Genomic DNA, 24,183 nt, shown 5'->3' with positions numbered 1-24,183 from the left:
TGACCAGAGTTTCTCGATGTCCCAGGCCGGCCCGATCCTGTTTGTGTCCAATGGCGAGCGGCCGACCTTCCTTGCGGCGCTGGACGAGGCGCGATTCTTTCCCGTGATCGACACCGGCTGGGCCGGCGCTGCGCGCGCGGTCGAAGAGGTACAGCCGGCCGCGGTTCTCGCCGCGATGCATGCCGGGCACGAGCCGCATCTGGCGCCGCTCGCCAGCAAGATCGCAGAGCAATCCCCTTACCTTCCCTTCGTGGCATTGGATGCGGCGGGCGCGCTCCCGCACAACGTCCTGCCCTTCTCTTCCTCGCGCGCCGGCCATTCCGAACGCCTGATCGCGCGGCTTCGCGCCGCTCTACGGATTCGCACGCTCCATGCCACGGTGCTGCGCCGGCTGCCGGAGGTCAAAGTCGCGCTGCCGGAGGCTGATCCCGTTCGCGATGCCACGGTGCTTCTGATCGGCCGCGGCGCGGCTTACCCCGCGCTTTCCGTCGCGCTCGGCGAGCGCGTCGGCGTGATCGGGGCGCTCTCGATCGAGGCAGCGGCCAAGCATCTCAACACCCGCGACCTCGACGGCGTCGTGCTCGCCGAAGGTTTTACCCCCCGCGTGACCGATGCCTTTCTCACGGTGCTTGCCGAGGACACCCGCTTCCGCAGCCTGCCCGTGGTCGTCACTGCGCATCAGCTCACGCAGACTTACGACCTGCCCAATCTCGAGCTGATCCCGGGCGAGCCGGCGAAGGTCGCCGCCAACGCGCTGCCCCTGATCCGCCAGCACGCCATGGAAGCCCAGCTGAGCCGTACGCTGCGCTCGATCGATGCCGGCGGCTGGCTCGACCCGCGCAGCGGCCTGCTCACGGCGGAAGCTTTTGCGCGCGATTTTGCCAAGGCGGTCGAGCAGACGCTGGCCCGCGGCGGCGGCCTCTCGGTCGCACGCTTCGCCTTCGATCCCGGCAATTCCCGAGCCCAGCTCGATGCCGCGCGCATTCTCAGCCGGCTGATGCGGCAGATGGATTTTGGCGTGGCGCAGAAGGACGGCTCGGTCGTCGTCGTGTTCGCGGAGACCGACTTCCGCACTGCGCACATGATCGCCCGCCGCCTCTCCGCGGTGATGCGGCACACGTCGAACGGCAAGCACGAGATGCGCAGCGATCCCGTCGTTTCGGTGGATTCGCTGTCGCCCTCGGATACGGCAAGGTCGCTGCTTGGGCGGCTGTCGGCCGAGGCATCGCGGGCGGCGTCGTAATCATCCGCGAGCGCTCGCTGCCGTCGGAGCTCGACTGCTCACATGTGGAAGCTTTACGCGAAACGCACCGTTCGCATTCTCATTCGCGAGGGCCGGCCGCTGGCGCAAAAAACCCGCGGCCGGTAAACGGTCGCGGGTCAAAATCCGAAGCTCTGCCAGTACATCCGTGGTCAAAGCAACGTCATTGGGATTGCGGCAGCCTATGCGGCGCGCAGATCTTCAGCAGCAGACTTGCCGGTCTTGCGATCTGCAACGATTTCAAAAGAAACCTTCTGCCCTTCGTTGAGGGTATTCATGCCGGCGCGTTCAACGGCGCTGATGTGAACGAAGACATCCTGGCTGCCCTCGTCCGGCTGAATGAATCCGAAGCCCTTTTGGCTGTTAAACCACTTCACAGTTCCCGTCGTCATGGGGATCGTCCTTTAAGATAGATAAACGTTTAGCCGCGCTCAGAAGCGCGGTGGGTGTCGTCGAGATCTGGAGGGAGGGTCGTCAGTCAGGCGCGCTTTTCAGCGGCGAGGCCAAGTCGTTCGGCCGAAACTCGATAGACTGAACCTAGCAACTGTTCGATCATTGCGCAAGTGATCATATGTCGCTGTTCGGGGATCCGAGTGCGGCGCGTCGTTTCGCGCCGCCTCCGGAAACCTCTACGCCGCCTTCTTGCTCTGCGCGAGCTGCGCCAGCTGGCGCATGATCTCGGTGGTGCCGGCAAGACGCTCTTCCGGCGTCTCCCAGTCCTGCAGGAACACCACCTTCATGTCGGGCCGCACCTTCGCGGCCTGGCCGTGGCTGCGGATGAAGCTCACCAGCCGGTCGGGATGGGCGAAGGAATTGTCGCGGAAGGCGATGACGGCGCCCTTCGGACCGGCATCGATCTTGCCGACATTGGCTTGGCGGCAGAACGCCTTGATCGCGGCGACCTTGAACAAATAGCGCACCTCGTCCGGCAACACGCCGAACCGGTCGCGCATCTCGGCGCCGAAGTTCTCGATCTCCTCCTCGCTGTCGAGGTCGGCGAGCCGGCGGTAGAGTGACAGCCGCACCGAGAGATCGCCGACATAATCCTCCGGAATCAGCACGGGCATGCCGATGGTGATCGTCGGCGACCAGCGGTCGGCCGCGGGCTCGGACACGCCAGCCTTGAGGTTGACGATCGCCTCCTCCAGCATCGATTGATAGAGCTCGAAGCCGACCTCCTTGATATGGCCGGACTGCTGCTCGCCCAGGATATTGCCCGCGCCGCGGATGTCGAGATCGTGCGAGGCGAGCTGGAAGCCCGCGCCCAGCGTCTCCAGCGATTGCAGCACGGTGAGCCGGCGCTCGGCCTGCGCCGTGATCTTCTGCTGCGCCGGCAGCGTGAACAGCGCATAGGCCCGCAGCTTGGACCGGCCGACGCGGCCGCGGAGCTGATACAGTTGGGCAAGGCCGAACATGTCGGCGCGATGCACGATCAGCGTGTTGGCGTTGGGGATGTCGAGGCCGGATTCCACGATCGTGGTCGACAGCAGGATATCGAACTTGCCGTCGTAGAACGCCGTCATGATATCCTCGATCACGGCGGGCGGCATCTGCCCGTGCGCAACCGCAACCTTCATCTCCGGCACGTTCTTGTCGAGGAAATCCCTGACCTCGGCGAGGTCGTCGATGCGCGGCACCACGTAGAACGCCTGGCCGCCGCGATAGCGCTCGCGCAGCAGCGCCTCGCGGATCATCAAGGGGTCGTGCGGGGCGACGAAGGTGCGGACCGCGAGGCGGTCGACCGGGGGCGAGGCAATGATCGAGAGCTCGCGCACGCCGGTGAGCGCCAATTGAAGTGTGCGTGGAATCGGCGTGGCCGACAGCGTCAGCACGTGCACCTCGGCGCGGAGCTGCTTCAGCCGCTCCTTGTGGGTCACGCCGAAATGCTGCTCCTCGTCGACGATCAGCAGGCCGAGATCCCGGAACTTGATCGACTTGCTGAGCAGCGCATGGGTGCCGACGACGATGTCGACCGAGCCGTCGGCGAGGCCCTTCTTGACCAGATTGAGCTGCTTGGCGGGCACCAGCCGGGAGGCCTGGGCGACCTGGACCGGGAAACCCTTGAAACGGTCGGTGAACGTCTTGTGATGCTGACGGGCGAGCAGCGTGGTCGGCACCACGACCGCGACCTGCTTGCCTTCGAGCGCCACCGCGAAGGCGGCGCGCAGCGCCACCTCGGTCTTGCCGAAGCCGACGTCGCCGCAGATCAGCCGGTCCATGGGACGGCCGAGCTCGAGGTCCTTCAGCGTGGACTCGATCGCACCAAGCTGATCCTCGGTCTCGTCATAGGGGAAGCGCGCGCAGAACTCGTCGTAGAGGCCCGGCTGCACCGGCAGCTTCGGCGCCTCATGGAGGTGGCGCTCGGCGGCGATCTTGATCAGCTCGCCCGCGATCTCACGGATGCGGTTCTTGAGCTTGGCCTTGCGCGTCTGCCAGCCCGAACCGCCGAGACGATCAAGTTCGACCGTGGTCTGGTCGGAGCCATAGCGCGACAGCAGCTCGATGTTCTCGACCGGCAGGAACAGCTTGGTCTCGGCGGCATAATGCAGCTCGAGGCAGTCATGGGGCGCGCCGGCGACGTCCAGCGTCTGCAGGCCGATGAAGCGGCCGATGCCGTGATCGACATGGACCACGATATCGCCGGCGGCGAGGCTCGTCACCTCCGAGATGAAATTGTCGAGCTTGCGGCTCGCCTTGCGCGGTCGGACCAGGCGATCGCCAAGGATATCCTGCTCGCTGATGACAGCGATCTCGTCGGTCTCGAATCCGCTTTCGAGGCCGAGCACGGCCAGCATGGTCTCGTTGCGCGGGGTCGCCTGCACCGTGCGCCAGCTGTTGACGCTGGTCACGGGGGTGAGCTTGTGATCGCGCAGCATCGAGGTCATGCGGTCGCGCGAGCCCTCCGTCCAGAGCGCGATGACCACCTTCTTGCGGTTTGTCAGTAGCCCATGCACATGTGCGACGACGGCTTCGAAGACATTGATCTTGTTATCGTTGCGCTCCGGGGCGAAGTCTCGTCCCTTGCGCGCGCCGGCATCGACCACGCTGGTACCATCAGCGGGCACCGAAAACTGGGTCAGCCGCACCAACGGCATCCCGCTCTCACGCTTGCCCCACTCCTCCTCGGTCAAATAGAGCCTGTCAGGCGGCAGCGGCTTGTAGATGGCACCGCCGCCCGGATGCTCCATGGCGTCGCGGCGGGCCTGGTAATAATCGAGGATCTGCTTGAAACGCTCGCGGATGGCGTCCTCGGCCTGCGGCTCGATCGCGACGCAAGCTCCTTGCAGATAGTCGAACAGCGTGTCCATCCGGTCCTGGAACAGCGGCAGCCAATGCTCCATGCCGGGATGGCGGCGGCCCTCGCTGACGGCCTCGTAGAGCGCATCGTCGCGCTCGGGCGCGCCGAACTCGGCGACGTAGCCCATGCGAAAGCGGCGGATGGTCTCGGTGACGAGCTGGAATTCGGAGATCGGCACGAGATCGAGCGCGCGCATGTCGAGCAGCGTGCGCTGGGTCTCGGCATCGAAGGTGCGGATCGATTCCAGGCTGTCGCCGAAGAAATCGAAACGGACGGGCTGGTCCAGGCCGGCCGGAAACAGGTCCAGAATGCCGCCGCGCACCGCGTATTCGCCGGGCTCGCGCACGGTCGAGGAGCGGTTGTAGCCGTTGTGCTCGAGCCAGGCGATGATGGTATCCATCGGCACGACGTTGCCGGGCGCGACCGACAGCGCCTGCGCCGCGACGAGCTCGCGCGCCGGCACGCGCTGTACCACGGCGTTCACCGTGGTCAGCACGATCAGCGGCTTGTCGCTACCGGTCAGTGACGCCAGCCGCGCCAGCGTCGTCAGGCGCTGCGCGAGGACGCCACCATGCGGCGAGACGCGGTCATAGGGCTGGCAGTCCCAGGCCGGGAAGGTCAGCACGGGCAAATCGGGCGCGAAGAATTGCAGGGCACGTTCGAGCTGCTGCATCCGCGGCCCGTCGCGACAGATCACCGCGAGGCTGACAGCCGGCTTCTTCGGCCGCGCCGCGATGGCGCGCGCGAGATCAGAGATGACGAGGCCCTCGGCACCCTCGGCAACATTGGCAAGCGTGAGCGCGCGGCCGGGCGTGAGCAGCTCGGCCGGCGATTTCATCCCCTGCTTCATACGTCGCGGTCCGCGATCGGAAACCCCTTGATGCGCGCAAACAGCGGGCCGATGACGTCGGCGGCAAGCACCTTGTCGCCGGTGATGGCGGCATAGAGGTCGGGATCGGCCTCTTCGAGCAGGGTCTCGAGCTGCGTCAGCTCGTCATCGGACAGATTGCCGATCTCGGCATCCGCGAACCGGCCGAGGATCAGGTCCATCTCGCGCGTGCCGCGGTGCCAGCAGCGGAACAGAAGCCGCTTGCGGCGGTCGTCCAGCCCGTTGCTCGATCGTGTCGTTCCCGTCATGTCTCAAATCCAGTCAAACGCCAAAAGCCCGGACGTGCCGGGCCGGGGTGATATAGCCACTCGGGCGAGCCCTGTCAGCCCTCGATTTGTCATGGCCCGCTGCCCCGCAGGGGCACGAAAAAACACGTGGATGCCGGGCATAAAGCCGGGCATGACGAGCGAAAACGGTCCTAGATTCGCCTGATGCGCCCCAGCCTGCTCAACCCGCTGTTTGCCCCCGTGACCAGCCTGCCCGGCGTCGGTCCGAAGCAGGACAAGCTGCTGCAATATCTGCTCAGCCGCAATGAGACGCCGCGGCTGGTCGATCTGTTGCTGCATTTGCCGAGCCAGGTGATCGACCGTCGCGCCCGGCCGAAGATCCGCGACGCCGTGCAGGGAACCATGGTGACGCTGGAGGTCACGGTCGACCGCCACCGCCCGCCCCCGCCGCGCAATGCGCGCGCGCCCTACCTCGTTTACGCCAGCGACGACACCGGCGACGTCGTGCTGACGTACTTCCGCGCAAAGCCCGGCTATGTCGAGAAGCTGCTGCCGATCGGCGAGAAGCGCTTCGTCTCCGGCACGCTCCAGATGTACGACGCCATCCCGCAGATCGTGCATCCCGACCGGGTGCTGGACGAGGAGGCGATTTCCAAACTCTCCGGCATCGATCCCGTCTATCCCTTGACCGAGGGCCTTGCACTCGGCTCGCTGCGCCGTGCGGTCGCGCAGGCGCTGCAGAAGCTCCCGGCACTGCCGGAATGGATCAGCCCGGAGGTGCTGCGCCGCTGCGGCTTCCCGCCGATCGCCGAGGCGCTCACCCGCGTGCACCAGCCGGTCGAGCTCACCGACATTCTGCCCGACCAGCCGTTCTGGTCGCGCCTCGCCTTCGACGAACTCCTGGCCGGGCAACTTGCGCTTGCCCTGATCCGCGCCCAATTGCGACGCCCGGCCGGTGTGCGCAACGCCGGCGACGGGCACCTCCGCAACAAAATCATCGATGCCCTGCCCTATGCGCTGACAACCTCCCAGCGCGACGCAGCAGCCGCCATCGCCAATGATCTACAACAGCCGGTGCGCATGTTGCGCCTGCTCCAGGGCGACGTCGGCTCCGGCAAGACCGTGGTCGCGCTGCTGGCCGCCGCTGCCGTCACTGAGGTCGGCAAGCAGGCCGCCTTGATGGCGCCGACCGAAATTCTGGCTCGTCAGCATATCAAGACCATCGCGCCGCTCGCCGAGCGCGCGGGCATGCGGGTCGCGATCCTCACCGGCCGCGAAAAGGGCAAGGAGCGGCGTGACCTGCTGGCACAACTCGAAGCCGGCGAGATCGACCTGCTCGTCGGCACCCATGCGCTGATCCAGGACGACGTGATCTTTAGCGATCTCGCCCTCGCCGTCGTCGACGAGCAGCATCGTTTTGGCGTGCGCGAGCGGCTGGCGCTGACGGCAAAGGGCGAGGCCGTCGACGTGCTGGTGCTGAGCGCCACGCCGATTCCGCGCACGCTGGTGCTGACCTATTTCGGCGACATGGACATCAGCGAGCTCAGGGAGAAGCCGGCCGGCCGCCAGCCGATCGAAACTCGCACCATATCGATGAGCCGCCTCGGCGAGGTCACCGACAGCATCGGCCGCGCGCTCGAATCCGGCAAGCTGGTCTACTGGATCTGCCCGCTGGTCGAGGAATCCGAGGCCGAGGGTACCGAGCACCTGACCAATGCGACCAGGCGCTTCGAAACCCTGCAAAAGCGTTTCGGCGACCGTGTCGGCCTCGTCCACGGCCAGATGAAGGGCACAGAGAAGGACCGCGTCATGGGCCAGTTCGCCGCCCACGAGATCGGTCTGCTGGTCGCGACCACCGTGGTCGAGGTCGGTGTCGACGTGCCGGCGGCGACCATCATGGTGATCGAGAACGCCGAACGCTTTGGCCTCGCTCAGCTTCATCAATTGCGCGGCCGCATCGGCCGCGGCTCGGAGGCCTCGACCTGTCTGCTGCTCTACTCCGAGCCGCTCGGCGAGATGTCGAGAGCACGGCTGAAGGTGATCCGCGAGACCACCGACGGCTTTCGGATCGCCGAGGAAGATCTGAAGCTGCGCGGCGAAGGCGATGTGCTCGGCGTGCGCCAGAGCGGCCTGCCCGGCTACCGCATCGCCCGCTCGGAGGTGCACGGCCAGCTCATCACGCAGGCCCGCGACGAGGCGCTGCGCATCCTGAAGGACGATCCAAAACTCAAGGGCGAGCGCGGCGAGGCACTGCGCTGCCTGCTGTATCTGTATGAGCGGGATGAAGCGATCCCGCTGATCGGAGCGGGTTAGCTGGCCGCTCGTTGCCGCCCAATCTCATAAGCCGCCACATGCGCCCGGGCGAGATCCAGCAGGGGCGTGTCGATGCCGAGTGCACGGGCCCGGTTGGCCATATCGCCGAGGATATGCTCCGCCTCGGTGACCGAGCCGCGCTCGATATCACGCAGCATCGAGGCCTTGAGCGGGGAATCCGGGGTCGTGAACAGCTTGCGGTCAAACTCGATGAAAGGCGCTCGCGGCTCAAAACCCGAGGCCGTGGCGACGGCGCAGCATTCGGCAAACAGGCGGAAGATGGATTGCTCGCCGTTCGGAACGGCCAGAATGTCTCCGATGCTTGCACGCATCAGGCAGGTGATGCCGGCGAGCGTCGAGAGCTGGACGAATTTCTCCCACATGTCCTGCATGATCGCTTCGCTGGCGCGCACGTCGATACCGGGCACGTGCAGCAGCGTCTCCAGGGCGAGCACACGCTCGCTCAACGACCCCCCGATTTCGCCGAAGACGATGGTCTGATTGGCCATGAACTGAACGACGCGACCATCCGCATCGAGCCCGGCACTGACGTTCGCGAGCCCGCCGAGAACCTGAGCGGCGCCGAACCGCGCCGTCAGGGCGTCGACATGTTTCAGCCCGTTGAGGATCGGCAAAATCATCGTGTGGGCGCCAACGGCCGGGGCAAACTGGTCCATCGCATCGTCGAGCGAGTAGGATTTCACCCCGACGAGCACGACGTCGAACGTTTCCTTGAGGTCGTTGGCCAGGATGATCTTCGGCTGCACGGCGAAATCGGCCTGCGGGCTCACGACCTGCAATCCATTCCGCCGCAATTGCTCCGCACGCCCGGCCCGCACCAGAAAGTTCACGTCGCCGCCGGCTCGGACCAGGCGCGCTCCGTAGTAGCCTCCGAGCGCTCCCGCGCCGATCACAAGCACTCTCATTCGAACTCCCATTGCGGAGTGACCGCTTTCGCAGAAACAATAACAGATGAGCCTCGCGACGTCTCCTCAACCGGCGTGCGCGCGCAAGAACCTGCCGTGCTCGGCTTCGGTCCCCTCGTTGGCGGGGAACATGCACTCGAGCCGCAGCTCCTCCGCCGTCACCGTCTGCGGCGTTCCAACCGTCGTGATCAGGGAGAAGTAGTCCAGCGTCACACCGTCCTTGACGAAGGACAACGGGATCATCGGCATCGCATCGGATGCCGACGGCGCACGCCATTCCGGCTTCACCCCGGGGTATTGCGACAGCTCCTCCAACAACGCCTTCGTCCTGATGTCAACCACGTGTCCGACTGCCTCGCGATACACCCGCGCCAGCAGCCCGCGTGCGGTCTGCGGCCAGTTCGCGATAAAAGGGCGCATGCCCTCCGGATCGAACATAAGATGCAGCAGGTTTCGTGGCGCCGGCCGTGCGGACATGTCGATGAAGCAATTGAACAGAAGCGGCGCGGCCTCATTGGTCATCAGCACGTTCCAGTACCGGTCCATGACGATGGCGGGAAACGGCTCGTGCTGACGCAGCATGCGTTGCAGGGCACGGTTGATGCTCGTCATGGCGGGCGCCTTGAGCGCGGGCTCGGAATAGGACGGCGCATAGCCGGCGGCCAGCAGCAGCTCGTTGCGTTCGCGCAAGGGCACGTCGAGGGCTTGCGCAAGGTCGAGCAGCATCTGGCGGCTCGGAACGCTGCGGCCGCTCTCGACGAAGCTGATGTGCTTCTGCGAGACGCCGGCGTCGAAGGACAGGTCGAGCTGCGTCTTGCCGCGAATGTCCCGCCATTGACGCAGCAGCGCGCCCGCGGAACTGGCGCGCGTCTTGAGGGCACTGGCCGTCGCTTTCATGGCCGACTGATCCTTCCTGTCGATGTGCGGCATCGTCAACGCGCATCGGCGGCGGTACGTCGGCTTGTCCGAGGCACCACCGCCGATGGTAGCAGGTTCGTGGCGATCAACCGAAGGCGACCGGCCCCACGGCACCGACCCAGTGCCGTACCTTGGTGTCGTTCCTCTCGTCCATGTAGAAGAAGTGCGTCATGGTGGGATGAACCGTCTTCATTGAGGGATCATCGGGTGTCATGTCCACGACACCCCGAAACACCTTCAGCGAGCCCGGGTCCCAATATTCGGTGATGTGATGGAGCGCGGTGAATCCGGTGTCGATGAAGGCCTTCAGATTGCCGCGGATCGCCTCGCGCCCCTTCCAATCGGCGACGCCGAGGTTGCAAACGGCATCTTCCGTAAAACAGTCGAAGCCTGGTCCGAAGGTCTTGTTGTCGATCTCCCGCCACATGTCGAGCAGCCATTGCGGCGGCTCCTTCTTCGTAAACACGACTTGCATAGCTCTCTCCTCATGCACCGACACACACGCGACAGGAGGCTTGATGGAATGCTTCCTGTCGGGTGAATGACCGGGACAGTAGCCAAGCTGCAGATGGGCTCAATTACATGCCAGGTAATAAGGCGCGTTCGGAGGCCTCCTCTTTCCCTTCGCCCGACTTTATGGAACCCTACGACGATGCGCCGGATCATCGTTGTAGGCTGTCAGGGTAGCGGAAAGACGAGCCTCTCCCGAAATCTCGGGCAAAAGCTCGCGCTGCCGGTGGTGCATCTCGACGTGCTCTACTGGCGGCCGGGATGGAAGCCATCCGACAAACCGAACTTCCGAGCACGGGTTACTGAGGCGATCGCGGGCGACGCATGGGTTGTCGACGGCAGCTTCTCGGGACTTGCCTTCGATCTCACGCTCGCGCGCGCCGATACGCTGGTCGTCATCGACCGCCCGCGCTGGCTCTGCCAGTGGCGCATTCTCCTGCGATCCGCCTTCGATCGCGACAAGGCCCGGCCTGATCTCCCGGAGGGGTGCCCCGAGCAGTTCGACTGGAAATTGATGCGCGAGGCGTGGCGCTACGACACCGAGCGCGCGCCTGTCATCGAGGCCGAGCGTATGCAGTATGGCGCTGACGTTCCGGTCGTGCGCTTGAGACGCGATCGAGACATCCAGGGGTTTCTGGATTCGCTGCACGGCACATGATGGATGGCGGTGACGTGAGACCGGACGATCAGGATTTCTTCTGCGCGATGCGCGCGGCGAATGCCTTCATCAGGTCGGTATCCGCCGCCTCGCCTTTCGCATCCTCGGCGAGGTGGTCGAACCAGCGCGCAAAGCCTTCGTAAACCTGGCTCGCCGGATGATCGGGGCCGAGGAAGCCGGAAATCTCCCGCATCTCCGCGACCCAGCGATAGGCTTTCGGAATCATGTCCGGCAGCGCGACTTCGAGCCGGGCCAGAACCGCGGGCTGGCTGAGTGCGAGTTCGTCGCGCAGCGCATCCGCAGCCCCCGCTTTCGTTGCCGCGACCACCATCGCCGCGCCGATCCCGGCGAGGCCCTTGACGATCCCGGCATAGGACATTTTCAGCGCGGACGCGGCACCGACCGGCCCTTCGACGATCCGCACGTCGAGCCCGAAATCCTTCAGCACGGCGACATCCTTGGCGTGCTCGCCCGACATGTAGAAGGCCGGGCTCTTGCCACCGGGCTGGGGCGGGAACCCGATGATGCCGGCATCGACGAACGGCGCCTGTGCCGAGCCGATGATCTCCTCGATCCTCATCACGGTATCGACGTTGACGGCATTGCAATCGACCACGACCGGCCTCTTCTCGCGCCGGACGATCAGCCCGGCCAGCCGCTCGGCGAGCGCCACGGCTTCGCCCGGCGGCACGATCGACAGGATGATGTCGGCGTCCGCGATCGCGTCGTCCTCGGCGCCGATCATGCCGGCATCCGTGGCGCGTTTGCGCGTCGCTTCGCTCCGCCCTCTCAACGACGTCAGCACACGCGCACCGTGCTCGCCGAGACGGCGGGCCACGGCACTGCCCATGGCACCGGGCGCGAGGATCGCAATAGTTTTGGACATCGTGCACTCCAGATCGAAGCCCGAGCAACGCGCTCAGTTCAATCGGAGACTAGCAGAGGACGAGACGCCCGCGTGAACGGCGGCCATCCCGCAGGGGAATGGCCCTACTCCACCTTCGCAGGCTGGGGCTGCACCGCCGCCGAGGCGTTGGCAATACGCGCGGCATTCGCCATGCCCGCCAGCGCCGCTGCCTTCTTCGAATCGGGCGCTGAGCCCGGCTGCACGACGCCGGCCGACATGATCAGCGTCGCGGCATCCTCGGTGCTCATGTCGACCTCGACGATCTTGCTCTTGGGCACATAGAAGAAGAAGCCGGTCGTCGGGTTCGGCGAGCACGGCAGGAACACCGAGACGTGCTCCTCCTGACCCGGCAGGCTGCGGGAGACGTCCTCGTTCGGCGCTTGCGAGATCAGCACGATCGACCACATGCCCGGCGAGGGAAACTCAACCAGGCCGACTTTGCGGAAGCTCGAGCCCTTGCCCGAGAACAGCGTCTCGAACACCTGCTTCAGGCCGCGGTAGATGGCGCGTACCGCCGGGATGCGGCCGAGGAAGGTCTCGCCGACATCGACCAGTGTCCGGCCGATCAAATTGGCCGCGAGGAAGCCGACCAGCGTCAACGTGAAGAATGCGACGATCAGCCCCCAGCCGGGAATGACATAGGGCAGATAAGTCTCGGGCCGATAGGCCAGCGGCACGAACGGCCGCACCACGCCATCGACCCAGGTGACGAACCACCAGACCAGATACAGCGTGATCGCAATCGGCCCCGTCACGATGAGACCGGTGAGGAAATAGTTACGGAAGCGGCCGATCAGGCCGGTATGCGGCTCGGGCACGGCATCAAGAGGCGCAGGCGCGTCGTCACGGGGGTTCATTCGGGTTCCAAGTCAGTCGCTTCGTCCAAGCTAGGGTCTTCTAGCAGGTTTTGGAAGACCACGAAGCGTCCCGCACTCGACCCCTCTGCCTATTCCACCGTCACGGATTTCGCGAGATTGCGCGGCTGGTCGACATCGGTCCCCATGATGACCGCCGTATGATAGGCGAGCAGCTGAACCGGGACCGCATAGACCATCGGCGTGAACGCCGCCGCCATATCGGGCATGACGATGGTGACGAGGGACTCGACGGTCGCCTCCTGCGCGCCTTTGGCGTCGGTCATCAGGATGATCTTGCCGCCGCGAGCGGCGACCTCCTGCATGTTGGAGACGGTCTTTTCGAACACCCGGTCGTAGGGCGCGATGACGACGACAGGCATGGTCTCGTCGATCAGCGCGATCGGGCCGTGCTTGAGCTCGCCGGCGGCATAGCCCTCGGCGTGGATGTAGGAGATCTCCTTCAGCTTCAACGCCCCTTCGAGGGCGAGCGGGAAGCTGGTGCCGCGACCGAGATAGAGCACGTCGCGAGATTTCGCGATCTCGCGCGCGAGCTTCTCGATCTGGAGCTCGGTGGTGAGCGCATCCGACATCAAACGCGGGATTTCGACGAGCCCGTGAACGAGCTTGGTCTCGTCCTCGTCGGTCAGTTCGCCGCGGGCCTTGCCGGCCGCGATCGCAAGATTTGCCAGCACCATGAGCTGACAGGTGAACGCCTTGGTCGAGGCGACGCCGATCTCTGGGCCGGCCAGCGTTTGCAGCACGGTCTCGCTTTCGCGCGCGATCGTCGAGGTCGGCACGTTGACGACGGCCACCGTGTGCACGCCTTGGGCCTTGGCGTAGCGCAGCGCGGCCAAGGTGTCGGCGGTCTCGCCCGACTGCGAGATGAAGATGGCGAGATCACCCTTGCGCAAGGGCGCCTCGCGGTAGCGGAATTCGGAGGCGACATCGACCTCGACCGGCACGCGCGCGAAACGCTCGAACCAGTATTTTGCGACGAAGCCGGCGTAGCTCGCAGTGCCGCAAGCCGTGATGTTGATGCGCTGGATGTTCTTGAAGTCGAACGGCAGCTTGACCGGCAGCGAGACCCGCTCGGTCGCCATGTCGACATAGCGTGCCAGCGTGTGGCCGACCACTTCCGGCTGCTCGTGGATCTCCTTGGCCATGAAGTGGCGGTAATTGGCCTTGTCGACCAGCGAGGTCGAGGCCGCGTGCTTGGTCTTCTCGCGCTGGACGGCATGGCCGTCCTTGTCGAAGATCGAAGCGCTTGTATGGGTCAGCACGACCCAGTCGCCGTCCTCGAGATAGCTGATCGTGTCGGTGAACGGCCCGAGCGCGATGGCGTCGGAGCCGAGATACATCTCGCCGTCACCATAGCCGATCGCGAGCGGCGGACCGTTGCGCGCGCCGATCATCAAATCGTCCTCGCCCGCGAAGATGAAGCCGAGTGCGAACGCGCCGCGCAGCCGCGCCAGCGTCAATTTCACCGCTTCCACCGGCTTGTTGCCGCGCGTGAGCAGGTCGTCGACGAGATGCAGCACGATCTCGGTGTCGGTCTGGGTGTGGAACACCGTGCCTTTCTTTTCGAGCTCCTCGCGCAGCTCGCGGAAATTCTCGATGATGCCGTTGTGAACGACGGCGACACGCTCGGTCGCGTGCGGGTGCGCATTGTTCACGGTCGGCTTTCCGTGGGTGGCCCAGCGGGTGTGACCGATTCCGGTCGTGCCCTTGAGCGGCTCGGCCTCCAGCCGCTTCTCCAGATTCTTCAGCTTGCCCTCGGCGCGGCGGCGCTCGAGATGCTTGCCCTCGAGCGTGGCGACGCCCGCGGAATCATAGCCGCGATATTCAAGACGTTTGAGCGAATCCACCAATTGCTCTGCAACCGGCTGGCGCCCGAGAATGCCGACAATCCCGCACATGCGGATCAATATCCCCCAAATCGTCGAAAAATCGCCTAAACGACCCGCTCGGTTTTTAGCGAAGTTCCTAAGGAACCAGATACTCAATAATTATTGCTGATTGAGACAGCACCGACGGCGACCGAGCCTCGCCTGCGTCGAACTGGCTGGGCCTTAAACCGCGCGCGTTAACTTGTTGTCAACAAATTTGGCCAACCCTTGCGTACCAAGGAGAGAGGCCATGAAAGGCTCATCCAACCGCAAAGGCCTGTCATCGATGGCGGTGCGCGCCAGCGAGACAACCGGCACGCACCTCGCGCATTGGCCGCCGCCCCAGCGCGGCAAGGAAAGCAAGCCCGTCTTCATCAAGCATGTCGCGGGCGAGCCGGCGAAGCGTGCCAAGCCGCGCGGCTGGCGCCTGACGCGCGCGATCTTCTCCGAATTCGCCGACGACGAATAGCGGCGTTCATTTCTCCGGCTTCTTGCCACCCGTCTTCAGCTCGCGATAGCGCACCGCCCCACCTTCGCGGATGGTCTGCGGGCTCCGCTCCAGCGCCATGGCGTCGTCGGGCACGTCGCGCGTGATCACGGAGCCCGAGCCGATATAGGCGCCGTTGCCGATTGTCACCGGTGCGACCAGCGAGGAGTTGGTGCCGACGAAGGCGCCCTGCCCGATGATCGTCTTGTGCTTCTTGAACCCATCGTAGTTGCAGGTGATGGTGCCGGCGCCGATGTTGGAATTGGCGCCGATGGTGGCGTCGCCGATGTAGGAGAGATGGTTGACCTTGACGCCGGCCTCCAGCGTCGCGGCCTTGGTCTCCACAAAATTGCCGATGCGCGCGCCGTCGCCGAGCGAGGTGCCGGGCCGCAGCCGCGCATAGGGGCCGATCGAGACCTTCTTGCCGAGCTTGGTCTCGACGATATGCGAGAAGGAATGGACCACCGTGCCGTCGCCGATCGAAACGCCGGGGCCGATCACCACGAAGGGCTCGATCGTCACGTCCTTGCCGAATACGGTATCCGCGGCGAGATAGACGGTTTCGGGCGCGATCAGCGTGACGCCGGACTCCATCGCCACTTTCCGCAACCGCGCCTGCATCACGCCTTCAGCCTCGGCGAGCTGCGCCTTGGTGTTGATGCCGCGCACTTCGTCCTCGCTGGTTTCGATCACCACGGCATCCCATCCCTGTTCGCTGATAATGCCGACCGCGTCGGTCAGATAATATTCGCCCTTGGAATTCGCATTGCCGATCTTGTCGAGGATCGCGAGCGCGCGGCGCCCGTCGATCGCCATGACCCCGGCATTGCACAGGTCGATCTTGCGCTCCTCGGCGCTGGCATCGGCCTGCTCGCGGATCGCGACCAGGCGGTCGCCCTCGACGATGAAGCGGCCATAGCCGGTGGGATCGGCGGCGCGGAAGCCGAGTGCGGCAATTGCGGCGCCTTTGGCCAGCGGCGCGCGCAGCCGCGCAAAGGTCTCGGCCGAGATCAGCGGCGTGTCGCCGAACGCAATCAGCAGATCATCCACGCCCCGCGCAATGGCATCACGCGCCGCCAGCACCGCATGTGCGGTGCCGAGCCGTTCCTGTTGCACGAAGGTGAGCGCGTCGGGACGGATGCGCCTTGCTTCGTCCGCCACCGCCTGATGGTCGGGTCCGATCACGACTGCGAGCGAGGTGCCGGTTCCCTTGGGCGCCGCGGCGAGCACGTGGGCGAGCAGGCTCTGGTGCGCGACAGGATGCAGCACTTTCGGCAGGTGTGAGCGCATACGCGTGCCTTCGCCGGCGGCGAGCACGATCGTGAGGCTGGAACGGGCGGTCATCGCAATCCTGTCAATCGGCCGAATCAATCGGCGCCAGCGGGCGACGGGCCGCCCTCATCAGCTATCGCCTTGCTACCCCCGCAAACGCCCGGAGTTCAAGTGCGACACGCTTTTCCTGTTAATGTTCCCTGATTGATTCGGGGAAGCCGGACAGGGGTTGGGCACTTAACGTTCATGGCAAAGGATTCCGACCCACTGGCGGATGCCTTCGGCGCCAAGGAGACCGGCGGGCTGTTCTCCGGACTTGTGGCCGAGGAGAGTTCGTTCGATCGCGGCATGATGTGGCGGCTGGGCTCATGGGGCGTGGCGGCCGTCGGCGCCGTGGTGCTTGCCGTGTTCGCCAACCAGGCCCAGCTCGGCTGGCGGCGCGACCAGGTCGCATCCGCCGATCTCGCGCGCCAGGCCGACCGGCTCCAGATCCTGACCAAGGAGAGCCAGAACGAGGCCCGCCGGCTCGCCTCCGCCATCGAGACGCTGAACACCGATCGCGACCGGCTCTATTCGCGCGTCACCGTGCTGGAGCAAGGGCTCGATTCCGTCACCGGCGCCATCGCCAAGCAGACGACAACGCCGCCGCAGGCGTCCGTTGCGAAGCCGCAGGACGCGCCGGCCTTGATCGGCCCGCCGGCGCCCGGCATCGCGCAGGTCGCCTCGACACCGGCTCCGGCCAACGACAAGCCGCGCGCCGAGGCCGCAAAGGAGCCGTGGAGTCCGCCGCCGCAGAGCGCGGCCGCGGCCTCGCTGGTCGCGCAGTTGCCGGCGACGAATTCGGCACTGCCGATGCTTCCGTTGGTCCCATCCAAATCGATCATGGCGCCGCCCGATCCGGCCGCCCCGAAACTGGTTCAGCCCGAAACCGCAGAGAAGGCGACCGAGAAGGCTGCCGAGACGAAGCCAGAACCGGTGCCCGCTCCGAGCGAAGTCGCCGCGGCACCTGCCAAGCCGCCGGAGGCCGCCGAAAGCGAGGCTCCCGCGATCGCGGTCCAGCAGACGCGCTTTGCGATTGATCTCGGTGGCGCCAACTCGCTCGATGGCCTGCGCGCGCTGTGGCGCGGGGTCACCAAATCCAATCCCGAAATCGCAGCGCTGCGGCCGATCATCATGATCAAGGAAGGCAACACCGGCCTTGGCATGCAGCTCCGCCTCGGCGCCGGTCCGCTGATCAATGCAGCGGCTGCAGCAAAACTCTGCGCCGGCCTCGCCGAGAACGACCGCCACTGCGAGACCACCGTGTTCGACGGCCAGCGGCTGTCAATGCGCGGCGGCCAAGAGAAGAAGCAGGACAAGGGGCAAGACAAGGGGCAAGACAAGACCCAAGACAAGACCCAAGACAAGACCCAAGACAGGGTTCAGGAGAAGGACTCCGACAAGCCCCAGGACTCGGTGCCGCAAGCCGAGACCGCCCCAGCGCCCGCGCCGGCCGCCAAGCCCGACAAGCGTCGCCGCAGCTATTCCTCAAAACGCTCATCGAAGCGCGAGGAGCCCGCGCCTGCTCCTGCGGCGCAGCCGGCCGCACAGCCGAAGCCCGAGACGGCGTCGGCGGGATCAACGCTGTCGTCGTTCTTCAGAAGGTAGCTTACCTCGCGGCAATTCATCAGCGTAATGGGTGAAGGATCTCACGCAGGTCGCGAGAAACTTGCGCCTCCCCTGTTGCCCCGTTCCACCATCCCGACCATATTGCCGCCATGACAAAAAAGCCCTTCCGCCTCACGCCCTACCAGGTGCAGTTCCTGATCGTCGTCGGCTTCGCCAGCGTCGGCTATGCGCTCTATCTGCGCTATCTCGGAATCGAAAACTCGCAGGTCGGTCTCGCCTGCGACGCCGGGCTTCAGACCCTGGTCTGCAAGGCGCGCTCGGTCTCGACCGTGCTGTTCAAGAATTCGGTGTTCGGCATCGTCGCGCTGGTGGTGGCAACGCTGAACCTGATGCGGCCGTCCATCGTGCTGCTCACCGCCGGCATCATCGCCGCGGGCCTTGGCATCGTGCTCTACAATGTCGTGCTGTCGGGCCTGGCGATCGGCCTGCTCATTCTTGGATTTGCTCGGCCCGCGCCCGCCACAGCGTGAGCGCGAACAAGAGATAGATCGCGCAGGTCCACAGCGACTGCCAATTGTCGCGGCCCTCGTTGAACAGCACATAGGCCGCCGACAGCGTCAGCACGCCGGCGAAGACCGATTCCGCGATCGGACGCTGGCCGATCTGCGGCCGGTTCAGCATCAACAGCGCAAACGGCACAACCGCCATCGTCAGCGCGGCGTAAGGGAAATCCTTGTAGCGCGGGTCGAACACGAATCCGAGCGCGGTCTGCGCCGCGATGACCGCCGTCACTGCCAGCGTCAAGCCGAGCACGGCGGTGAGCTTCGACCATTTCCGGCCCTCGCGCGGACCAAGCAGATCGAGGAAGGTCGGAAGGCTGCGGCCGATCACCATCGCCTGCGCGCAGAAGATCGGCGACAGGATGCCAGCCGCGAGCAGCGCGCCCCACAGCAGCCAGCCGCCGATGCCGTAGCTCTCGTAGTACATCTTGTCGGCGCCGATCCCGAGCAGAATGCCGGCCGAGGTTGCCGAGATCGCCACGCCGAGCCAGGACGAGAAGCGCGGCGTCCAGGGTCTGCGCCGCAACGTCAGGCCCGCGACCGCGAACACCAGCACGGAGAGGCCCATGCCGGCGGCCATGTACCATTTCCAGTACGGGAAATTGCTGATCGGCTCGCCCGGCGGATATTTCAGGCTCCGGCGCACCGAGTCATAGAGGCCCCAATAGCCGCCGACGGTGCCTTCCAGTTTGCGCTTCCACGGCTGGTCGTAGGACTCGATCAGATTGACGCGGAATTTCTGCGCTTTCGCCAGACTCAGGATCTCCGAGACCACGCGCGCCTGGTTGGTGCGCGACGGCAGCGCGCCATCTCGCATGCGCCCTTCGCTCGGCCAGCCGGTTTCGCCGATCAAAATCTCCTTGCCGGGAAATGCGACCGCCATGCGCTCGCGGATCTGTTCAACATGGGAGGCGGCGAACTTGGCCCGCACCGGATTGTCTTCCCAATAGGGCAGGATGTGGATCGTGACGAAGTCGACGGCGTCATAGATCTCGCGATTCCTGAGCCAGAACTCCCAGACATCGGCATAGGTGACGGGCACGCTGACCTGCGCCTTCACCGAGCGGATGATGGAGACGAGGTCCGCGGTCGTCATCTCGCCGCGCAGCAGCACTTCGTTGCCGACGATGATGCTGGTGATGATCCCGGGGAAATCCTTGGAAAGGCGAATGGCGAGCGCGGCCTGCTCGAAATTCTTGGTGCGGTTGCTGGAGAGCCAGATGCCCTGGAGCACCTTCAGCCCGCCGATCCGGGCCGCGATCGCCGGCACCTGGTCGAGCCCGTTCTCCATCGAATAGGTGCGGACGCAGTCGGTGATCTCCTTGAGCTGGCGCAGGTCCTGCTCGATCTGATCGGCCTCGATATGAGTCCATGCGTTCAGCGGCGACTGCTCGCCGCGGAACGGCGCGTAGGAGACGCATTGGACCTTGTCGGCGGGATCGATCGGGGCGCGCGCGAGCGAGATCGGCGTGGCAAGCCACCACCACACGGCAGCGATCGCACCCAATGAAACGAGCAGAAGCGCCAGTGGCGTACGAAGAGAAATCGGTTCCGTCCTCCGCGAAGGACCGTCGATTACCTGCTAGCACGCCGTCTGCCAAGGGGGTGACTCCGTTATGGATCCATCCCTCCCCTGAGGAATTTACCTGCGGCCGTTCGACCGAGGCCTAGGATCGTGACTTTGCTGGACAAAATTCCAGATTCAGGCCATGGACTCGGGAGGACTTTTCCGCCGCATTGGAGACCCATTTGGACGCCATCACCGGGCGCGTCCGCGAAGGTCCTGACGCGGACGGTCAGTGATATATTGGGGAATTCATGCGGCAACGGGTGTTCGAGTTACGAAATGCGGTCCTGCGGCAGTTCGCCGCCACCTTGGCCGTTTCTTCCCTTGTCATCCTGATGGGTATCGGCGCGGCCTCCGCCCAGAGCGGCACGCCCGCCCCCGACCAGAGCAAGGCAGCCGCCCAGCCCGCCGACACGGCCAAGGATGCCGCCCAGAATCAGCGCCGCACCGACGAATTCGCCGAAGCAGCCCAGGTCATCAGCGGCCCGGCCGGCAACCCCGAATGCGTCTGGCTCGGCCGCCGCGTGGTGCGGCTGATGTGGCGGGACGACCTCGATACCGCATTCCGCCATCTCGACCTCTATGACCGTTTCGGCTGCCCCGGCGGCCACATCCAGGCCGCCTTCCGCTGCCTGACCCGCTTCGGCGGCCAGATCGATCCCAAGGTCGCCGAGACCCTGGACAGCCGTGTGCACGCTTGCTGGATCAACCCGGCGTCGCAGCCACAGCAGGCGGCGGCCGCGGCCTCGCAGCCGGCCGCGCCCGCATCGGGCAATGCGCAGCCGCAGCCGGCCGCGAGCCCCTCGCCGGCGGCAAGCCCGTCACCGGCGCCCCCGAAATAGCCGCGATTGTTTCAGCCTCCGTTCAGGAACGATCGGCGATAGAAGCAATTGGCACTGCTGCGAATTTCGAAATGTGCATGCCCTCATTCGGTCATGAGGCGATGACAGTTGTGAAACCGCGCGGCAGAGGTATGCTCCATTTGCCGCGGACTTGGTCGGATCTCGGGGTCGGATCCGCTTCCCTGCCCCCTCAGCCCCTTTTGGTTTAGCCGCGATGCGGGTTGTCGCCGCCGTTCTGTTGCTTGTGTCCGCGCTCCACGCCGGCCTCTGGGGAGTCTCGCGCGACAAGGAACCCGCGCCCGACTTCAAGGGCCTGCTGCCCAGCGTCTCCTACGCCCCGTTCGAGGGCTCGGCTCATCCTGATATCGACAACATTCCGACGGTGGAGAAAATCCGCGCCGACCTGAAGACGCTGTCGACGATGACGCGCGCGATCCGCCTTTATTCGTCCACGGGCGGCGTGGAACTGGTGCCGCCGATCGCGGCGGAGTTCGGCCTCAAGGTCACCGTCGGCGCGTGGATCGACAAGGACAAGGATCGCAACGAGCGCGAGATCAAGGCCGCCATCGAGCTCGCGCGCAAGAACAGCAACGTCAACGGCGTCGTCGTCGGCAACGAGGTGATCTACCGCGGCGAGCAGAAGGTCGAAGACCTCATCGAGATGATCAAGAAGGTCAAGGGCTCGGTCCGCGTACCCGTCACGACCGGTGAGATCTGGAACATCTGGCGCGACAATCCCGACCTCGGCTCCAACGTCGACTTCATCGCCGCCCACGTGCTGCCCTATTGGGAAAACTTCCGCTCGGATCAGGCGGTCGACCAGGCCGTCGACCGCTACAATCTGTTACGCAACCTGTTCCCCGGCAAGCGCATCGTGATCGCCGAATTCGGCTGGCCGAGCGCGGGTTACAATTTACGCAACGCCGACCCCGGTCCGTTCCAGCAAGCACTGACCTTGCGCAACTTCGTCAGCCGCGCCGACGCCATCGGCATGGAATACAACATCGTCGAGGCCATCGATCAGCCCTGGAAATACTTCGAAGGCGGCGTCGGTCCGTACTGGGGCATCCTCAACGCCAGCCGTGAGCCGAAATTTGCCTGGACCGGCCCGGTGCAAAATCCCGATTATTGGAAGCTGATGGGTGTGGCGCTCCTCGTCGGTATCCTGCTGTCGCTGCCGATCCTGCGGCTGCAGCAGCCGACGGCGAAGCAGGCGTTCCTGCTGTCGGCCACCGCCAACGGCGTCGGCGCCTGGGCTGCCACCGTGTTCGCGTTCTGGAACGGGCACTATTTCATCTTCGGCTCGGCCTTCGCGCTCACGCTCGGCATGATCCTGCTTGTTCCCCTCGTGCTGATCGCGATGGCGCGCATCGACGAGATCGCGGCCGTCGCATTCGGCCGGCCGCCGCAGCGGCTGCTCACGAAAGGTAAGCCGGTCGAGGACGTGCCCGAGAATTATTGCCCGAAGGTCTCGATCCACATCCCCGCCTATTTCGAACCAGTCGAGATGCTCAAGCAGACGCTCGATGCGCTGTCGCGGCTGAACTATCCGAACTACGAATGCGTCGTCATCATCAACAACACGCCGGACCCTGCCTTCTGGCAGCCGATCCAGGATCATTGCCGCGCGCTCGGTGAGCGCTTTAAGTTCATCAACGCCGAGAAGGTGCAGGGCTTCAAGGCCGGGGCGCTGCGCATCGCGATGGACCGCACCGCCGTCGACGCCGAGATCATCGGCATCCTCGATGCCGACTACGTCGTCGATCCCGACTGGCTGAAGGACCTCGTGCCGGCGTTCGCCGATCCCAGCGTCGGCCTGGTGCAGGCGCCGCAGGAACATCGCGACGGCGACCTGTCGATCATGCACTACATCATGAACGGCGAATATGCCGGGTTCTTCGACATCGGCATGGTCCAGCGCAACGAGACCAACGCCATCATCGTGCACGGCACGATGTGCCTGATCCGCCGCGCCGCGATGGACATGGCCGGCGGCTGGTCGTCGGACACGATCTGCGAGGACTCGGATCTCGGCCTTTCGATTCAGCAGCTCGGCTGGACCACGCACTACACCAACCACCGCTACGGCCAGGGCCTGCTGCCCGATACCTACGAGGCCTTCAAGAAGCAGCGTCACCGCTGGGCCTATGGCGGCCTCCAGATCGTCAAGAAGCACTGGCGGAACTTCCTGCCCGGACGGAGCCGGCTGACGCCCGACCAGAAGCGCGAATATGGCCTGGGCTGGCTGAACTGGCTGGGTGCCGAAAGCCTCGGCGTCGTCGTGGCGCTGCTCAACCTCGTCTGGGTGCCGATCGTCGCCTTCGCCGACATCGCCATCCCCGACAAGATCCTGACGCTGCCGATCATCGGCGCCTTCATCGTCTCGCTCGTACACTTCTTGTCGATGTACCGCGCGCGCGTCGCGATCAAGCCCGGCCAGATGCTGGGCGCGATGATCGCGGCGATGAGCGTGCAGTGGACGGTGTCGCGCGCGGTGGCGCAGGGACTGATCACCGAGCACATTGCGTTCGCGCGCACCTCCAAGGGCGGCCTGTCCAGGATGTCGATCGAGTTCCAGGCGTTCTGGGAGGCCGTGATCGGCGCCCTGCTCCTGATCGGCGCCGGCGTGCTGGTGGCCTCCAACAGCTACCGCCAGATCACCGAGATCTACATCTTCGCCGGCGTGCTGGTGCTGCAGAGCCTGCCGTTCCTGGCCGCGGTCGCCATCGCCATCCTCGAGCTCAGCCGCATCAACTCGTTCCAGTTCTGGCGCGACAGCGCGATCCGCACCGCCGAGCTGATCGGCTTGCGCCCGGTCGCGCTACCCACCCCCGCCGGCACGCCGCAGCAAGTGCCGGTGCCGAGCGAGGTCCGGCGGGAAGCGAACTGACGGGGCTCCGAACGTGGCATCCTCCGTCCCGTGGGCGGACGTCGCGGCTTCTTCGGCGTGGATGACGGCCGCCATTCGGGTTGAAAATCCCGGCTCAAGCATTGGAAACGGCGAGCGAATTCCCGCTGTTGCCTTCAAGTTCGGCAACCACCCGAGCTATTGACCTCCGCGCCCCATCCCCCTACACAGCGCGGGCCGAAAGCATGATCCGGAAACAGCCGGTTTTTCCGCAACGCTTGCGTCGATGTGGCGGCAAGACATGCTTTTCCAAATGACCGAAGACGATGGCGATTTCTTTGAAGCCATC

19 protein-coding genes are annotated in these 24,183 nt (G+C 65.2%); 8 read left to right on the top strand and 11 right to left on the bottom strand.

Translation table 11 applies throughout. The features are described 5' to 3' along the window. Window positions 1–16: 16 nt before the first annotated feature. Complete coding sequence (locus AC0L3B_RS22975) at window positions 17–1,243, top strand: GGDEF domain-containing protein (RefSeq protein WP_473381100.1); 1,227 nt, start codon at window positions 17–19, stop codon at window positions 1,241–1,243. 200 nt (window positions 1,244–1,443) lie between these two features. On the opposite strand, the gene AC0L3B_RS22970 is transcribed toward AC0L3B_RS22975, so the two are convergent. From AC0L3B_RS22970 to AC0L3B_RS22960, 3 genes are all read right to left on the bottom strand, one after another. After that, window positions 1,444–1,653 carry a cold-shock protein gene (locus AC0L3B_RS22970; protein WP_018457932.1) on the bottom strand — a complete coding sequence of 70 codons (210 nt, stop codon included), beginning with the start codon at window positions 1,651–1,653 and terminating at the stop codon, window positions 1,444–1,446. Window positions 1,654–1,890: 237 nt separating this feature from the next. Beyond that, window positions 1,891–5,409, bottom strand: coding sequence for a transcription-repair coupling factor (gene mfd / locus AC0L3B_RS22965; RefSeq protein ID WP_018457933.1), 3,519 nt, complete (start codon window positions 5,407–5,409; stop codon window positions 1,891–1,893). Next, a complete protein-coding gene (locus AC0L3B_RS22960) occupies window positions 5,406–5,696 on the bottom strand; it encodes an FAD assembly factor SdhE (protein ID WP_018457934.1) in 291 nt (96 codons plus the stop codon). The genes mfd and AC0L3B_RS22960 overlap by 4 nt, the downstream gene beginning before the upstream one ends. Before the next feature lie 183 nt (window positions 5,697–5,879). Here AC0L3B_RS22960 and recG point away from each other — a divergent pair, with 183 nt between their 5' ends. Continuing rightward, on the top strand, window positions 5,880–7,988 hold the full coding sequence (gene recG / locus AC0L3B_RS22955; RefSeq protein WP_473381099.1) for an ATP-dependent DNA helicase RecG: 2,109 nt from the start codon (window positions 5,880–5,882) through the stop codon (window positions 7,986–7,988). Here recG and panE read toward each other — a convergent pair. The 3 genes from panE to AC0L3B_RS22940 all read right to left on the bottom strand — a co-directional run bounded on the left by panE (window position 7,985) and on the right by AC0L3B_RS22940 (window position 10,307). Further along, window positions 7,985–8,914: a 2-dehydropantoate 2-reductase gene (gene panE, locus AC0L3B_RS22950; RefSeq protein ID WP_473381098.1), complete on the bottom strand. Its 930-nt coding sequence runs from the start codon at window positions 8,912–8,914 to the stop codon at window positions 7,985–7,987. The genes recG and panE overlap by 4 nt on opposite strands. A 66-nt stretch (window positions 8,915–8,980) precedes the next feature. Beyond that, window positions 8,981–9,811, bottom strand: coding sequence for a helix-turn-helix domain-containing protein (locus AC0L3B_RS22945; RefSeq protein WP_473381097.1), 831 nt, complete (start codon window positions 9,809–9,811; stop codon window positions 8,981–8,983). Between the two features lie 106 nt (window positions 9,812–9,917). Further along, entirely contained in the window at window positions 9,918–10,307 is a 390-nt protein-coding gene (locus tag AC0L3B_RS22940) for a nuclear transport factor 2 family protein (protein WP_473381096.1), read from the bottom strand. 177 nt (window positions 10,308–10,484) lie between these two features. Between AC0L3B_RS22940 and AC0L3B_RS22935 the strand changes: the two genes are divergently transcribed. Next, window positions 10,485–11,000, top strand: a complete 516-nt coding sequence (locus AC0L3B_RS22935) for a P-loop NTPase family protein (protein ID WP_018457939.1) — start codon at window positions 10,485–10,487, stop codon at window positions 10,998–11,000. Window positions 11,001–11,028: 28 nt separating this feature from the next. On the opposite strand, the gene AC0L3B_RS22930 is transcribed toward AC0L3B_RS22935, so the two are convergent. From AC0L3B_RS22930 to glmS, 3 genes are all read right to left on the bottom strand, one after another. Continuing rightward, a complete protein-coding gene (locus tag AC0L3B_RS22930; RefSeq protein ID WP_473381095.1) occupies window positions 11,029–11,886 on the bottom strand; it encodes an NAD(P)-dependent oxidoreductase in 858 nt (285 codons plus the stop codon). Window positions 11,887–11,990: 104 nt separating this feature from the next. Next, entirely contained in the window at window positions 11,991–12,764 is a 774-nt protein-coding gene (locus tag AC0L3B_RS22925; RefSeq protein ID WP_018457941.1) for a DUF502 domain-containing protein, read from the bottom strand. Window positions 12,765–12,853: 89 nt separating this feature from the next. Then, the gene (glmS, locus tag AC0L3B_RS22920) at window positions 12,854–14,680 is read right to left on the bottom strand and encodes a glutamine--fructose-6-phosphate transaminase (isomerizing) (protein ID WP_247296667.1); all 1,827 of its coding nucleotides are present in this window, start codon (window positions 14,678–14,680) and stop codon (window positions 12,854–12,856) included. 220 nt (window positions 14,681–14,900) lie between these two features. Between glmS and AC0L3B_RS22915 the strand changes: the two genes are divergently transcribed. Continuing rightward, window positions 14,901–15,119 (top strand): hypothetical protein, encoded by a 219-nt coding sequence (locus AC0L3B_RS22915; RefSeq protein ID WP_018457943.1) that lies wholly within the window; start codon window positions 14,901–14,903, stop codon window positions 15,117–15,119. A 6-nt stretch (window positions 15,120–15,125) separates the two neighbouring features. Here the strand turns inward: AC0L3B_RS22915 and glmU are convergent, their stop codons facing one another. Next, a complete protein-coding gene (glmU, locus tag AC0L3B_RS22910; RefSeq protein WP_473381094.1) occupies window positions 15,126–16,481 on the bottom strand; it encodes a bifunctional UDP-N-acetylglucosamine diphosphorylase/glucosamine-1-phosphate N-acetyltransferase GlmU in 1,356 nt (451 codons plus the stop codon). 174 nt (window positions 16,482–16,655) lie between these two features. Between glmU and AC0L3B_RS22905 the strand changes: the two genes are divergently transcribed. Further along, a complete protein-coding gene (locus tag AC0L3B_RS22905) occupies window positions 16,656–18,056 on the top strand; it encodes a hypothetical protein (RefSeq protein ID WP_473381093.1) in 1,401 nt (466 codons plus the stop codon). A 110-nt stretch (window positions 18,057–18,166) separates the two neighbouring features. After that, window positions 18,167–18,547 (top strand): hypothetical protein, encoded by a 381-nt coding sequence (locus AC0L3B_RS22900; protein WP_018457946.1) that lies wholly within the window; start codon window positions 18,167–18,169, stop codon window positions 18,545–18,547. On the opposite strand, the gene AC0L3B_RS22895 is transcribed toward AC0L3B_RS22900, so the two are convergent. Then, a complete protein-coding gene (locus AC0L3B_RS22895; protein ID WP_162496338.1) occupies window positions 18,507–20,066 on the bottom strand; it encodes a glycoside hydrolase family 17 protein in 1,560 nt (519 codons plus the stop codon). The genes AC0L3B_RS22900 and AC0L3B_RS22895 overlap by 41 nt on opposite strands. A gap of 329 nt (window positions 20,067–20,395) precedes the next feature. Here AC0L3B_RS22895 and AC0L3B_RS22890 point away from each other — a divergent pair, with 329 nt between their 5' ends. Then, the gene (locus AC0L3B_RS22890; RefSeq protein WP_085353125.1) at window positions 20,396–20,986 is read left to right on the top strand and encodes a beta-1-3, beta-1-6-glucan biosynthesis protein; all 591 of its coding nucleotides are present in this window, start codon (window positions 20,396–20,398) and stop codon (window positions 20,984–20,986) included. Window positions 20,987–21,200: 214 nt separating this feature from the next. Beyond that, window positions 21,201–23,876, top strand: coding sequence for a glycosyltransferase (locus AC0L3B_RS22885; protein WP_085353127.1), 2,676 nt, complete (start codon window positions 21,201–21,203; stop codon window positions 23,874–23,876). Window positions 23,877–24,183 lie beyond the last annotated feature (307 nt).

The sequence above is a fragment of the Bradyrhizobium sp. Kon56 genome, assembly GCF_055807635.1.
Note: the sequence above shows the minus strand (reverse complement) of the source record. Positions and strands in the feature narration are given on the sequence as shown.